Source organism: Shewanella metallivivens, assembly GCF_028750675.1.
GTDB lineage: Bacteria > Pseudomonadota > Gammaproteobacteria > Enterobacterales > Shewanellaceae > Shewanella > Shewanella metallivivens.
In genome coordinates this window covers 548,847-563,262 of sequence record NZ_JAQQPZ010000013.1, presented here as the reverse complement: position 1 = coordinate 563,262, position 14,416 = coordinate 548,847, and the positions used below count along the sequence as shown (strand labels likewise).

Sequence of the window (14,416 nt, the reverse complement as noted above, 5' to 3'; positions counted from 1 at the left end):
TCTAAAGAGCCATTACAAGAAAGAAATAGTTAACCTGAGCTCTGGATAAGAGAATAGGTGACTTAACACCAATATTATTGAACACCCAGTTCTTAAAACAGTTTTCAACACAGAGGATACCGACATGGCGTTATGGGGCGGAAGATTTCAGGGCGAAACCAGTGCACTTTTCAAGTTATTTAATGACTCACTGCCAGTGGATTATCGCTTATTTGAACAAGACGTTGTCGGCTCAATCGCATGGGCAGACGCCATTGCCAGTGTAGGGGTTATTACAGCCCAAGAATGCACCGATTTAAAAGCTGCCTTAAACGAATTACTCCTTGAAGTGGGTAATGATCCGCAAGCCATTATCAGTAATGGCGCAGAAGACATTCACAGCTTTGTTGAACAAAAGCTGATTGCAAAAGTGGGCGATTTAGGTAAAAAACTCCACACTGGCCGTTCACGTAACGACCAGGTCGCGACCGATTTAAAACTGTGGTGCAAAAAAGAAGGTGCGGCATTACTTGAGCGTTTAGGGACGTTGCATGCCGAATTAATCGCATTAGCAGAGCGCGAAGTTGACGCAGTGATGCCGGGTTACACCCACTTACAACGTGCACAACCCGTAACATTTGGCCACTGGGCATTAGCCTATGTTGAAATGTACGAGCGTGACATTAGCCGCTTACAAGATGCACTTAACCGTGCCGACTCATGTCCGCTAGGTTCTGGTGCATTAGCCGGTACAGCTTACCCCATTGATCGTCACGCATTGGCAGCGGCATTAAATTTTGCTCACCCAACGTTAAACAGCCTCGACAGCGTGTCAGACCGTGACCACGTGGTTGAGTTATGCAGCGCAGCATCAATCAGCATGATGCATTTAAGCCGTATGGCCGAAGACTTAATCTTCTTTAACTCTGGTGAAGCTAACTTTATCTCACTAGCCGACGAAGTCACCTCTGGCTCATCGTTAATGCCGCAAAAGAAAAACCCAGATGCCTTAGAGCTTATCCGTGGTAAAACCGGCCGTGTTTATGGCAGTTTAATGGGCATTTTAACCACCATGAAAGCCTTGCCATTGGCGTACAACAAAGACATGCAAGAAGACAAAGAAGGCTTGTTTGACGTGGTCGACAGCTGGGCCATTTGTTTAGACATGGCAGCCTTAGTATTGTCGGGCCTTAAAGTGAATCGCCCACAAGCATTAGTTGCCGCTCAGCAAGGCTATGCAAATGCGACAGAACTTGCCGACTACCTTGTTGCTAAAGGCATGCCGTTCCGTGAAGCGCACCATGTTGTGGGTGAGGTTGTGGTATTTGCCATTAGTCAGCAAAAGCCGATTGAAGACTTAACCATTGCAGAGTTACAAAAGTTTGCCAAAGTGATCAGCAATGATGTGTATCCAAACCTCACCATTGAAGCTTGCTTAGAAAAACGTGACGTATTAGGTGGCACTGCCGTTAACCAAGTTCACGCTGCCATCGCTGCTAAAAAAGCGTAATTTTTTAGCGAGTCAGTTTTGAAAGGCCCTGTTGCTAAACCCAACAGGGCTTTTTGCGTGATCTAGGTGTCAGTTTTATAGCGTCAAACAATGCAAGCTTGAATAGTCAGCTATGCTGCAGTCAAGTTACCCCATTTTTTATCAATTTGGCCATTGAGCCATTTTATTCGCCGTTTAAGAGCATAAATGGCTTTTCTTTGGAGATATCGTTGTGAGAGAAGTTGCATTTCGTTGGATCGATAAATATTTAGTTAACGTCAAACTGCAGGAGAATTTTTTCGCGTTATTCTTCACCGCCTTATTAGCGATCGTGGTCATCAGCGCCAGCCTGATAGATGTGATGTCATCACAACATTCTACAGAAGCCCAAAATCAGGTCGATGTGGTGGCAAAGCTTGCTGCTTCTGCGCAAATCCCTTCTAGCGAATTAGCCACAGTACTGCAAAATACCAACCTGAGCATTGGCCAATACAGCGACATTTCGGCCACCGTTGTAGGCCAAGGTTACAGTATTAGTTATTTGAGTTCGCAAAGCTTGCTCGCTGGTTTAGGCTTTGGGCATATTATTGCAATAGCAGCTAGCTTGATATTGATGATTATGTGCTCGTACTACATTAAAACCTTTATTGGCGGTGGCTTGTTTCATATCTACGAAGCTTTACGCAAATTAGCTGAGGGGGATTTGGCATCGCGTATTGGCTATGCACCGTCTCGTAACGAATTTAACTTGATAGCCCGCACTGTTGACAGGGTGTCAGAGCGTGAGCATTTATTGGTTAAAACCACCCAAGAGGCGGTGGCATTAATCCAACAAATTAGTGCACAACTGCGGGTTCGCAGTGATGAAAATACTCAACTCGCCAGTGAGCAACAAGAGCGTATAGATTCGCTTGCCAGTGCAACCGAAGAGATGGCCGTGTCTATTCGTGAAGTGGCCAGCCATGCTCAAGAATCTTCAACCGAGATATCACATGCCACTCAAAAAAGTACCCAAGGACAAAGCCAGATCCAAAAAACCTTGGTTGAGATTAATCAGCTCGCTGTAGAAGTCCGCGAAGCCTCGGCAGCTGTATCGGAGCTAGATAACAGCGCGACTCAAATTGGTGAAGTGATTTCAACCATTAATGCTATTTCGGACCAAACTAACTTACTTGCACTTAATGCGGCAATTGAAGCTGCCAGAGCGGGAGAGCAAGGTCGTGGTTTTTCTGTCGTTGCCGATGAGGTAAGAACACTCGCGGGCCGAACTCAAGCCGCCACAGTAGAAATTCAAAAAATTATTGAAACCCTGCAAACGAATAGCCGAGGCGTGATGAGCGTAATGGCCAAAACGGTGACAGAAGCAGAATCAAGCCAACAGCTCATGATCAGCGCTAGCCAGAACATTGGTGAAATAGCGGAGCAAAACCAGCATATATCAGACCGAAGCTTAGAAATTGCCGCCGCAGCTGAACAACAAGGTGGTGTCGCTGACAATATTGCTAATGATGTCGATTCAGTTAGAGGCAGCTCTATTCAAGTGATGGCATTGGTGACAACAACCGCTGAAGAAGTAGAGCGCTTAAGTAAACAAGCGGATGTGTTAGAGGGACTCATGAAAGATTTGATTATTTAACCTATGCATCGGGCCACTAAGAGGGCCATGAGATATAAGCCGACAATATTTGTATTTGTCGGCTTTTTTATTACTCGGTTAATTTTAATACTAATCTCACTCTGATGTGGTCAAGTAAATCAGTACACAAACAAGCGTTGCGTATTAAGCAGTATAGAAGGCACATAACCCCGCCTCAAACTGAACAGTCTGAGTGACTCTGATAGGCCGTATAATTAGTGAAAATGGTATAAGTTGTTTTTTACAATCAACCTTTATCTTCAGTGTGTTAGGTAAATTATACAGACAAAATGTGATGTGATATTTGGATATATGATTAGATTAAAATGTTATAGGTGCCAATGGGTTTTATTGATGAATACTTGTGCAATTTTTTGGCATTCTGATATCGTTCGCGAAATAGAGCATAGGGTTGTGTACCAAGATATGGTGCTGCAATAACCGCTCTGGAACTTGCATATTAACGCTGTATTTTTAGGTAGCCTATTATGGTTAGCTTACTGAGTCGCCACACTTTGGTCTCATCTTTATCTGTAAAAAAAGGCCTAACATTTTTGCTGTTAGCCATTACCGTAGGGGTTTGTTTTCACCTTGCCGCGCAACAAGACAATACCCCACTCGTCGATCCAGTTTCTCCTAGTGCGATAAAGCTTAAAACCGAGGTTCAGCCTGCGGTTATACCACCTGTTAGCCAAGAACAAACGAGCAAAGCCCGGTTTGCCAAAACGGCTCGCTTTGCGCCAGATACCGTGGTTAACATTGCCCGTCGTTTAGCACAAAAAACCTATGTGGCATTAAAAGACCCATTACCCCCAACATTAGCTAACATTTCTTATGATGAATATCGCGATATTCGTTTTAAGCCAGAAGCATCCATTTGGAAAGCCGAAGGTTTACCATACCAAATGCAGTTGTTTCATCGAGGATTTTATTTTCAAGACTTGATTGAAATCGCCTTAGTAGAAGGCAAGCAAGCGACTCATTTAGCTTATAATCCCGACTACTTTAGTGCAGGTAATGTGCTCCGCCAACGTTTACCCACAGAAGACATTGGTTATTCAGGATTACGGATCCATTACCCGTTAAACACTCCTGCTTATTTCGATGAGCTTATGGTGTTTCAAGGTGCCAGTTATTTCCGTGCGCTGGGAAAAGGCAACGCTTATGGCTTATCAGCAAGAGGTTTAGCGCTAAATACCGCAGAGCCAGAAGGCGAAGAGTTTCCAATATTTAGGGCATTTTGGGTCGAGCGCCCAAATAGCGACAGCAATCTGATTGTTGTACATGCTTTATTAGACAGCCCTAGCGTGGTGGGTGCCTATCGATTTTCAGTTAGGCCTGGCGACGATACTCATATTGATGTTGAAGCGACATTATTTCCACGGGTGGATTTAATTAAAGTGGGATTAGCGCCAAGCACAAGTATGTTTTTACATTCGATGAATGGGCGCCAAAACACCGATGACTTTAGACCTGAAGTGCATGATTCTGATGCGTTATTGATGCTAAATGGTCGAGGTGAGCGCTTATGGCGTCCGCTTGCCAATCCTAAACAATTGCAAGTCAGTGCCTTTATCGATAACTCACCACAAGGCTTTGGCTTAATTCAGCGTGAACACAGTTTTGATGCCTATCAAGATCTCGAGGCGCAATACGAGCGTCGCCCAAGTTTATGGGTCGAACCCGTTGGCAATTGGGGCGCTGGCGAGGTGGTGTTAATCGAAATTCCTACCGATTCTGAAATCCATGACAATATCGTGAGTTACTGGAAACCCAAACAGGCTATTGCCGCTGGCACTGAGTTTCATTTTACTTATCGACTAATTTGGGGCGGCGAGCCCAAGCTTGATGACGGCACTGTGATTGTCGCGCGCACTGCCAGTGGCCGTGCCGATATCGCCAAAGCAACACCACGGCGTTTGTTTGTGATTGACTACCAAGTAAAAGAAGGCAATAACGATGAAATTCCGCTCGCTAGCGTGCAAAGTTCAGCTGGCAGCGTCACTCATGTGGTGGTATCTCGTCAGCCTAAAACAAACGGTTATCGCTTAACCTTTGAAATGGATCCGCAAGATGCGCAATTGATTGAACTACGTGCGGAACTTAAGTTTACTGGCCCACGTGAAGTCGAAACTTGGCTTTATCGCTGGACGCTTTAAGCATGAATACGATGCAATCTGAGTTTGATATGAACTCAAGTGAACCTACTTTGGTCGGTGGCGCAGCCATGCCAATAGAGCGACCAAGTCCGATGGAGCCGCAAAGTTTGCGCGCGCTGCCAGCAGGCATGCCACGTAAAAGTATTATCGCCAATGGGGTTAAGTCAGACGGATTACGCCGTCTGTTAGTGGTTGGCAGCGCATTAATCATGTCGATAATGGCGATTTACGAGATGACATCGGTATTTAATGTTGGCGGAGTAACACCACTTGAATACATTGTATTGGTGTTGTTTGCGGTTAACTTTTGCTGGATAGCATTGGCATTTAGTGGCGGTATTGCCGGCTTTATGATGCTCCTCAAAAAGCCGACAACAGATACCACCCACAGCATCAAACTGCATAGCCGCACCGCGATATTAATGCCAACTTACAACGAAGCACCCGATCGCGTTTTTGCTGCCGTAGAAGTGATGGCCATGGCGTTAGCTGCATCGGGTGACGCCCATGCCTTTGACTGGTTTATATTAAGCGATACCACCGATCCTGACATCGCGTTGGCTGAAGAGCAGGCGTTTTTGATTTTACGCCATAAAGTCAGTAACGATGCCCGAGTGTACTACCGCCGTCGGCGTAAAAACGATGCCCGTAAAGCAGGTAATGTCGCCGACTTTTGCAAGCGCTGGGGGGCTCAATACGACCATTTGTTGGTGTTAGACGCAGACAGCTTAATGGAAACGCATACGATTGTGAGCCTTGCGCAGCGAATGCAAGCCGACCCTGACGCTGGGCTTATTCAAACCATTCCATATTTAATTAACGGCAATACCTTAATGGCGCGGTTACAGCAATTTGCAGCGCGAATTTATGGTCCGGTAATTGGTACAGGTTTGTCTTGGTGGACCCACAAAGAGGGTAACTTTTGGGGCCACAATGCCATTATCCGCACCCAAGCTTTTATGAGCGCTGCAGGGTTACCGCATTTAACCGGTAAACCGCCTTTTGGTGGCCATATTATGAGCCACGACTTTGTCGAAGCGGCGTTGATAAGGCGTGCTGGTTGGAGCGTGGTCATTGCGGCAGACCTGCCAGGCTCTTATGAAGAATGCCCACCGTCTATTGTTGATTTAGCAGTGCGCGATCGTCGTTGGTGTCAGGGTAATTTACAACACACTCGAATATTGTTGAGTAAAGGGTTGCATTGGGTCAGTCGGCTGCATTTACTCACAGGGATCATGGCGTATTTGTCATCACCGTTTTGGCTCATGCTGATTTTGTCGGGCTTAATGCTGGCATTACAAGCACACTTTATTCGCCCAGAATACTTTACCGATCAGTTCTCGCTGTTTCCTACCTGGCCAGTAATGGACTCAGACCGGGCCTTACGGTTGTTTTATATCACCATGGGCATATTGTTTGGTCCTAAAATGCTTGGGATCATATTGTTATTAAAAAATAGCATCATGAGCAAACAGTTGGGTGGCAGAGGCAAAGCCATGATTAGCGTAATAGTTGAAGTGATATTGTCGGCACTGATTGCGCCAATTATGATGCTGATCCACTGCGGTGCAGTCATGTCTATTTTAGCCGGCCGTGACAGTGGTTGGTCACCACAACGCCGTGACGATGGCAGCTTGCCATGGTTAACCCTCATTTACCGTCATCGTTGGCACATGCTCATTGGTGCGTTATTAGGGTACGCTGCGGTACTTGATTCGCTGACATTATTGGCGTGGATGAGCCCAGCGTTAATTGGTTTATGGCTTGCTGTACCGCTTTCTGCCATGACAGGTTCAGAGCGCTTTGGTTTATGGGTAAAAGGCTTAGGTATTTTGGCCACGCCAGAAGAAGTTTGCGCGCCGCAACTTAGTGTAGACTCACAAGCGCGTCGTGCTGAGTATGTGCAAGCCATCGCTGAGCCGTGGACTTTATCGACATTGCTACAAGACCCTGCATTAATGGCGTTACATTTAGCCATTATTGACAAAAAGCCGCATCGTTTGCCTGGTTCAGCAGTTGAATCACTCGAAGCCATCACCCGAGTTAAAGTGCAAGAAGCACAGTGCCAGCACAATATTGTAAAGCTGTTTACCCGTCAAGAATTGGCGTATTTACTGGGTAACCCTTTATTGCTAAAACAGTTACAAAAACTGCCACAACTTGCCGACCCCGAAGGGTTTGTGTCCTTCTGTTAGGTGGCGAAGCTGTGCAAAAGCCCTGCCGGTTTATATCGACAGGGCTTTTGTGTTTAAGGAGTTTGACCGTAATTAGGCTTGGGGTGATGAACACCCAAGGTAATCATTCAGTGTTGCATTAAACAACGCGGCCTTTATGTCAGCTGATAAGTCTGTATTTTGAGGAACACCGTTTTTAGGTAAATGCTGCAACATATATTCTGGCGTATAGTTTGGTGCGTTCATCGCTTTAACCCATTCACACGTTTGTTGTTTTTGTTCTGAGGCAAGATACTCTGCTAGTTTCTGTTCAAAGTTTTGTTGCTCAAGTGCTGATAAGGTCCAAATAGAATCTTTTTTTATCAAATCGACGACAGCGTGTGACGGCTTGTGCGTAACACGTAAAGAATCAAAATAGGCATAAGCACCCGCTAAAAAGTAACCGTTGATTGCTGAGTTGTAATCTTGAGATTTTATACACGCGGCAACCGAATGTAATAGCACTACAGGTGTCGTTTGATTTGTCAGTTGCTCTTTGGCTAAGCAGCTAATATCGCCTGTCGGTTTAGCATAATCAGGGATGACGACCGCGACTTCAGGTTCTACTGGCGACGGCGTGCATGCCGGAATAAGTCTTTCATCTAATACTCTAATTTCCCAGTCATCTTTATTACCTGGGCCGTGTTGTGCGGTGACTACATACCGCATGCATTCTTTAGCAACCAGCGGATAAACCAATGTTGATGTGGCCTTTCTGCTGCGCAATGGGCCAGTGGTACTTAAATGGATGGTGTGATATCCCGGCTTAATATTTTTGGTGAGCTTGCCTGATTGAAATGCACCATCAATAGCGACAATTTCAACATTGTAATTGTTAGCATCAGAGACTTTACTCTGGCTGCCATCAATCATTGCGTATGGGGTGGATTTACATCCCGCTAAAATCAAACAGCTGATTATTAAAGGTAATTTCATTTTATTTTTGCTTTTTTAGAAAAAGTAAACACATCAACACTTATTTGCATGCCTTAAGCATTGGATAAATGGAGCATTGGTATAAATGAACGTATTACGGAAGGAGATAACACTAGGTGTTATAAAGCTGAACAGCAAAGCGGTAAGACTCGCTTTAAGGATCAAAGCACTTTCCATAGCACTCATTATTTGACTAATGTAAATTTTTTGTTTCGTTTTAGTCAAGGTAATTATTGGTTTATATAAGGATCTCAGTAAGCTAAATCAACTTATATCAATTTGCATTAATAAGTGACCACTCTCGCTGAGTCATCACTTATTAACGCATAATGGTATTACCATTCACCTCGCTTTACCTGTAAGGGTTTATGTTTATCGAGTTTCAAAATAGATGTTTATCTGAACGATATAGATTGTGAGCTCGATATTTATCAGCCATAATTTTGCTTCGTATTACATCAAGGACATGCAATAAGACCTTTATGTCTTCAGAGCATTCATCATCGATCAATCACCCTTGTTCGCGCAGCCGCGACAGGCTGTCGTGGCTTAGGTGCACGTTGCGTCGTAGCCAGCAAGAGGCGGTAGCATCGTCTACCATGACCGCCACCAGTGATAACTTTTTTAATGCTTATGCGATTTTTTTGGGCGCCAGTTTAGGCCAAATGGGGTGGGTCACTGGGTTACCGCAACTGTTCGGCGCCCTTGCTCAGTTATTGTCGGTGTGGCTAGCGAGCCACTTTAGTCGGCGGCAATTTATTGTAGTCTGTGCCACGCTGCAAGCCGGTGTGGTATTGGCAATGGGCGCGCTGGCGGCGTTTCAGCCTGACAATGCCGTATGGGTATTTATTGGCTTAGCGGTGCTATATCAAGGATTTATTAACTTAATTCAGCCGCATTGGCGCGCCTGGATGGGCATGATTGTTCCTCAGCGTCGTCGTGGCGCTTTTTTTGCGTCTCGTACTCGCTTAACCATGATGGCATCGCTGAGTGTGTTTTTTGTCGGCGGCGGCATATTAACCTTAACCGACTCAATGCACATGGCCTGGTTAGGCTTTAGCTTACTGTTTTCGATTGCCGCCATGGGCCGCTTTGCCTCAGCCTGGTTACTGTTGCAAATGCACGACCCCGAACCGACAGCAGCTAAAACCCCAGGGGTATTTAGCCAAACATTGTATAACTTTCAGCAAGCGTGGAAAGACAACACCTTTCGTCATTACAGTCTATTTGTTGCGGGTATGCAGTGCATGGTGGCCATATCGGCACCGTTTTTTGCGGTATACATGCTAGAAGACTTGCACTTTACTTACTTTGAGTTTGTATTATCGAGCGTCGCCTCCATTTTGACTCAATTTATGACCTTGCGCTTTTGGGGCCGCTTTAGCGACCTGTACGGTAATCGATTAGTGATGATAATTACCAGCTGCCTCATTCCGAGTTTGCCGTTATTGTGGCTTTTTTCAGACAGTTTTATCTATATTTTAGCGATTCAGGCTTTTTCTGGTTTAGCTTGGAGCGGCTTTACCTTAAGCACGGCCAACTACCTTTATGACATCCGCCCATTTCGCAGTGACTTTGCTACCTATGCGGCGTTGCAGGCGGCATTAAGTGCCGGTTTTGTGTTTGTAGGTGCCATGCTGGGAGGTGTGATTGCCTCTTATGCCGCAGAGTTTTTAGTTTGGACAGGGTTAAATGCCTGGTTAAGCAACCCAATATTTTTGGTGTTTACAATATCGACCATCATGCGCATGCTGGTGGCATTGTGGTTTATACCTCGCTCGGTAGAACCCAAAGCACGCCCACGGCCTGAGCTGCTCACCCTTATCTTCCGCATCCGTGGTTTTAATGCTATTTCGGGGGTCAGCCTAGACTGGCTTACCGTGGCCAAGAAAAAGCGCGCTAACGATAAAGAAAAACACAGCGATAAGTAACGCTTTTAATCAAGGCGGTAATCAAAAAATTTACGTTTATCTGGCCCAGAGGCATTGGCACTGATTTTATTGGGGTGTTTATACTCATCCCAACTGGCCACATTACGGCCCATATTTAACTGCGGAAAGTTTAACTGCGGAAAGCTTAGCTGTGGAAAGTTTAATTGCCCAAAGCTTGACGATTGGCACTCCTCGCTAGGCTGCTGCAAGGGCATGTTTAATAAATGCGGTAAATCGATAAACTGCAACAGCGTAGCAAGGCTACCATCGACACTGATATCAATAGAGATAAAATTGTCACGGCCTGCAAAGTAGCTCAATACTTGCTGCTGGTGGCGCTGATAACAAGCCGTTAAATGCGCGCTATCAAACACGTCATCCACCTGCCATATATCAAAACAATGATTAAAACTGCGTTTCATCACCGGATGAAAGCGGCCCTTATCTTTATCTAAATGTATTAGCATTCTGCCCAGTAACATTTGCATTGACGGCAGCCATTTATCTAACTGTCTGTCTAAATAAACAAACTTAGCGTTGGGAAATAACTTATCTAATTGCTGATAATCGCTAAAACAAGGCGCGTCAGACACCGCATCGGCCAACATAAACGCCTGCTTAGTAAACGCCTGATGAGCTACCGTTAAGCCCTGTTCAAGCAAGGCCACGCTTACACTGGTAGTGCCGGTACATGGTTTAGGAGGAGTTATTTATGTACATATATGCTATGAGTATTGATTTTAAGGGCTTCTACAATACATATGGTCCAATAACAACATGTATTATATTGGAGCGTTTATTAATAACATGAATTTTAATGTGTAATCAGTAGTCCTTCACTGCTAAAAGATTGCTTCGTGTTTAAGTTAACTTACGTGAATAAAGTAATGATAAAAATTTGTTCCAGTCACTGTAATATTCTTCAATAATGAGCTAGCTAATGATGATCGTTAGCTGCAATCCGATATGATGTGATTAAGTTGGCTTACTCAAGCTCGATATACCAGAAATCTCTATAAGAGAAACTGTTGCACTTACTTCAGCTCAGATTAATGGACAGTATTTATTTTGATAAAGTAACAAAATCAAGTTTTTGAAACGGAATGATGATACGTTAAGAGCTTGTATGCGAGTATTTAACTTTAATTTTAACTTTAAAATTTTATAGGCTCTCGTACATTCTTAAATAACAGGTTTAATATTCAGCGGATAAAACACCGCCATCAGCCTTGATAAGAGTTAAATATGCATTGATTTTTTTATGAGTAATGTTAAAGTGAGAATGTATTTAAATTGGGGTTAGTATGATTAAATTAGTATCGACATTTTTAATTTTTGCATGGGTTGTGTTTCAACCTATGGCAAATATTGTCGATGCTCACCCGCTAAAAGCTTATGCTGAGATTTTATCAAGTACACCAATCGATCATAATGCATCAGTTATCAAAACACCTCCAGTTCATGATTTATCTACTACTGATATTCCTTCTTCAAATGAAATATTTCACTGCCACCACCACAGTAGTCATTGCCATATCTATTTGTTAAGTGTCTATGAGGCTGAAACTGATATCCTCACGAAATACGCTCCATACGACTCATATCTATTTTCTGTTCCCGAAACTCCTTTTTCAACTTCAATCCGTCCTCCGATCGCCTAATTTTTATTTTAAGTCAATTTTTGCAAGCGATAGAGTTTGCGCATTTTTATATCTTAAATAATTAGGTATTACAATATGTTAATGTTAAATCGTCCTCCAAAACTAGTTTTGGAGCTCTTGAGTCGTATTTATAATATACGGATCATTTCGTGTGTTTTCCTTGTGGCATTCTCCTTTACAATCAGCGCAGCAAGAGCATCATCTGCAGATCAAGCTATATCGCTGTCAACAGCAATGCAGCGTTCACTATCACAAAATCCTTCACTTAAATTTTTTCCATATCGAATTGATGCTCTGAAAGGGCAAATGGAAACGGCTAAATTATCACCAGCTTATGAATTAGGCTTTGATACTGACAATATTGGTGGAACTGGAAATTACAACGGGATAAGTGGGGCTGAGTTCACTATAGCTTTATCCTCAGTTTTTGAAATGGATAACAAGCGTTTAGCTAGAATTGGGACTGTATCTTCTGAATTGTCATTATTAGAAGCAAGCAGGCAGGTTGAGTCACTGGCTTTACTTGGTGATGTTACTCGTCGTTATGTTGATGTACTTGCTGCACAAGAACAAGTTGTTCTTGCACAGGAGGCTACTCAACTAAGCATTGATACTTTGGATATTGTAAAAAAACGCGCTGCTGCAGGTGCTACACCCGATGCAGAAGTTAAACGGGCATTAGCAGCCTTAGAGCAAGCCAGGCTATCATTATTTGCCGAACAGCAACGCTTATCTTACTTAAAAGTTTCGTTATCGAGTTTGTGGGGATCATCCTCACCTGACTTTGAGAATGTTGAAGGGAATTTATTTCAGTTTGGTGAAGATATCTCATTTGAACAATTGTTTGAAAGAGTCAAACTTAACCCTGCAATAGAGATTTTTGCATCAGAAGCTCGTTTAAAAAATGCTGAAATACGTGTTGCTAAAACACAGTCAAAATCTGACATTAGTTGGTCTGTGGGGGTTCGTCGAACTCAAGATACAAACGATACAGCACTCGTAGCTGGCTTCAGTATGCCTTTATTTTCTGGCTCTAGGAATCAAGGTGCTATTTCAACAGCCATTGCAGAAAAAAATCAAGTATTTGTAAAACGTGATGTCATGTTATTGGATATGCATAATCAGTTATTTCGAGCTTTTTACAATAGAAAACAAGCTATTTTAGTCGTTAATTCATTGCGTTCCACCATCATCCCTTCTTTAGAGCAAGCACTGATTGAAACTCAAGATGCATATCAGCGCGGAAGGTACGGTTATCTGGATTATGTGAGCTCTCGTCAGGAGTTGTTAAGTGCAAGACGTACATTAATTGAAGCTGCAGCATCAGCATTAACTTATGGTGCAGAAATTGAACAATTGACATCAGAGCCTTTAGCTAGCTCGCAATATAACGAGAACATCAAATTATCAGGAATATCTCAATGAAATTAATTTCTAGTTTTACAAAAGTTCTATTCTTAACCAGCTTCTTATTTTTTACAGGGTCTATTTTTGCAGAGTCTGGTCATGGAGATGAATCAGAACATGAAGAGGAAGGGCATATAGAATTATCTAACGAGCAAATACAGCATGCCGGAATAGTGGTTAGCACCGTTGGTGCCAATGTTATTCGTGATGTGTTACCTGTTTATGGCTTGGTTGCTACTAATGCTGAAAGTTTGCAAGTGGTTAATGCCAGATTTGATGGTGTGGTACGTGATGTAAAGAAGAGCATCGGTGATCCGGTCCGTAAAGGTGAAACATTGTTAATTGTTGAAGCAAATGAAAGCTTGAAAAACTATCCAATAACTTCTGAAATTAATGGATATATCACACAGCGAAATATAAATGTTGGAGAGAAAACAAATGAAACTCCTTTACTGGTGATTCAAGATTTTTCTACTGTTTGGGTAGAATTAAGCATATTTCCGAAGGATCTTCCTTTGGTCAAATTAAATCAGACGGTTAACATACAAGGTACTGATTTAAAGAATATTTCAGAAGGTAAAATTATTTATATTTCACCATTTGGACAAGTGCAAAGTCAAGCCACTAAAGCTCGTGTTCTAATTGAAAACAGCAACAACATTTGGAAGCCGGGCTTATTTGTTAATGCCAACATTACACTTGATGAAATAAATGCGCCAGTTTCTATACGTAATGAAGCAATACAAGTTATTGAAAATAAAAATGTAGTTTTTGTCAAAGGTGAATCTGGGTTTGAACCACGCGAAGTGAGCCTTGGTCGAACAGATGGTCAATATAGTGAAGTTCTAACGGGTTTGTCGGTTGGTGAAATGTATGTGAGTAACAATAGCTTTGTTTTGAAGTCTGAGTTGGGGAAAGAGGATGCTGAACATGGGCATTAAATTTTTTATGCGTCTTCGTTTACCTTTATACCTTATTTATGTTTTTAAATTTAGACATAATCGG

General features: G+C 43.1%; 10 protein-coding genes. 8 read left to right on the top strand and 2 right to left on the bottom strand.

Annotated features, from left to right (window positions below; all coding sequences use genetic code 11):
- Positions 1-124 precede the first annotated feature (124 nt).
- The 4 genes from argH to mdoH all read left to right on the top strand — a co-directional run bounded on the left by argH (position 125) and on the right by mdoH (position 7,458).
- Complete coding sequence (argH, locus tag PQR79_RS15100) at positions 125-1,489, top strand: argininosuccinate lyase (RefSeq protein ID WP_238107798.1); 1,365 nt, start codon at positions 125-127, stop codon at positions 1,487-1,489.
- Positions 1,490-1,700: 211 nt separating this feature from the next.
- Entirely contained in the window at positions 1,701-3,104 is a 1,404-nt protein-coding gene (locus PQR79_RS15095; protein ID WP_238107797.1) for a methyl-accepting chemotaxis protein, read from the top strand.
- Between the two features lie 488 nt (positions 3,105-3,592).
- On the top strand, positions 3,593-5,263 hold the full coding sequence (locus PQR79_RS15090) for a glucan biosynthesis protein G (protein WP_238107796.1): 1,671 nt from the start codon (positions 3,593-3,595) through the stop codon (positions 5,261-5,263).
- 11 nt (positions 5,264-5,274) lie between these two features.
- The gene (gene mdoH, locus PQR79_RS15085; RefSeq protein ID WP_368389135.1) at positions 5,275-7,458 is read left to right on the top strand and encodes a glucans biosynthesis glucosyltransferase MdoH; all 2,184 of its coding nucleotides are present in this window, start codon (positions 5,275-5,277) and stop codon (positions 7,456-7,458) included.
- Positions 7,459-7,530: 72 nt separating this feature from the next.
- Here the strand turns inward: mdoH and PQR79_RS15080 are convergent, their stop codons facing one another.
- On the bottom strand, positions 7,531-8,412 hold the full coding sequence (locus PQR79_RS15080; protein ID WP_238107794.1) for a hypothetical protein: 882 nt from the start codon (positions 8,410-8,412) through the stop codon (positions 7,531-7,533).
- A gap of 482 nt (positions 8,413-8,894) precedes the next feature.
- On the opposite strand from PQR79_RS15080, the gene PQR79_RS15075 reads away from it, so the two are divergent.
- Positions 8,895-10,343: an MFS transporter gene (locus tag PQR79_RS15075; protein ID WP_238107793.1), complete on the top strand. Its 1,449-nt coding sequence runs from the start codon at positions 8,895-8,897 to the stop codon at positions 10,341-10,343.
- 5 nt (positions 10,344-10,348) lie between these two features.
- On the opposite strand, the gene PQR79_RS15070 is transcribed toward PQR79_RS15075, so the two are convergent.
- Positions 10,349-11,053: a sulfotransferase gene (locus PQR79_RS15070; protein ID WP_438270831.1), complete on the bottom strand. Its 705-nt coding sequence runs from the start codon at positions 11,051-11,053 to the stop codon at positions 10,349-10,351.
- 594 nt (positions 11,054-11,647) lie between these two features.
- Here PQR79_RS15070 and PQR79_RS15065 point away from each other — a divergent pair.
- The 3 genes from PQR79_RS15065 to PQR79_RS15055 all read left to right on the top strand — a co-directional run bounded on the left by PQR79_RS15065 (position 11,648) and on the right by PQR79_RS15055 (position 14,352).
- The gene (locus PQR79_RS15065) at positions 11,648-12,004 is read left to right on the top strand and encodes a hypothetical protein (protein ID WP_238107792.1); all 357 of its coding nucleotides are present in this window, start codon (positions 11,648-11,650) and stop codon (positions 12,002-12,004) included.
- A 75-nt stretch (positions 12,005-12,079) separates the two neighbouring features.
- Positions 12,080-13,429 (top strand): TolC family protein, encoded by a 1,350-nt coding sequence (locus PQR79_RS15060; protein WP_238107791.1) that lies wholly within the window; start codon positions 12,080-12,082, stop codon positions 13,427-13,429.
- A complete protein-coding gene (locus tag PQR79_RS15055) occupies positions 13,426-14,352 on the top strand; it encodes an efflux RND transporter periplasmic adaptor subunit (protein ID WP_160056945.1) in 927 nt (308 codons plus the stop codon). Before PQR79_RS15060 ends, PQR79_RS15055 begins: the two co-directional genes overlap by 4 nt.
- Positions 14,353-14,416: the final 64 nt, after the last annotated feature.

Coding starts and splice junctions, on each gene's coding strand:
- argH (WP_238107798.1), top strand. CDS start 125: ATGGCGTTATGGGGCGGAAGATTTCAGGGCGAAACCAGTGCACTTTTC.
- PQR79_RS15090 (WP_238107796.1), top strand. CDS start 3,593: ATGGTTAGCTTACTGAGTCGCCACACTTTGGTCTCATCTTTATCTGTA.
- mdoH (WP_368389135.1), top strand. CDS start 5,275: ATGCAATCTGAGTTTGATATGAACTCAAGTGAACCTACTTTGGTCGGT.
- PQR79_RS15080 (WP_238107794.1), bottom strand. CDS start 8,412: ATGAAATTACCTTTAATAATCAGCTGTTTGATTTTAGCGGGATGTAAA.
- PQR79_RS15075 (WP_238107793.1), top strand. CDS start 8,895: ATGTCTTCAGAGCATTCATCATCGATCAATCACCCTTGTTCGCGCAGC.
- PQR79_RS15065 (WP_238107792.1), top strand. CDS start 11,648: ATGATTAAATTAGTATCGACATTTTTAATTTTTGCATGGGTTGTGTTT.
- PQR79_RS15060 (WP_238107791.1), top strand. CDS start 12,080: ATGTTAATGTTAAATCGTCCTCCAAAACTAGTTTTGGAGCTCTTGAGT.
- PQR79_RS15055 (WP_160056945.1), top strand. CDS start 13,426: ATGAAATTAATTTCTAGTTTTACAAAAGTTCTATTCTTAACCAGCTTC.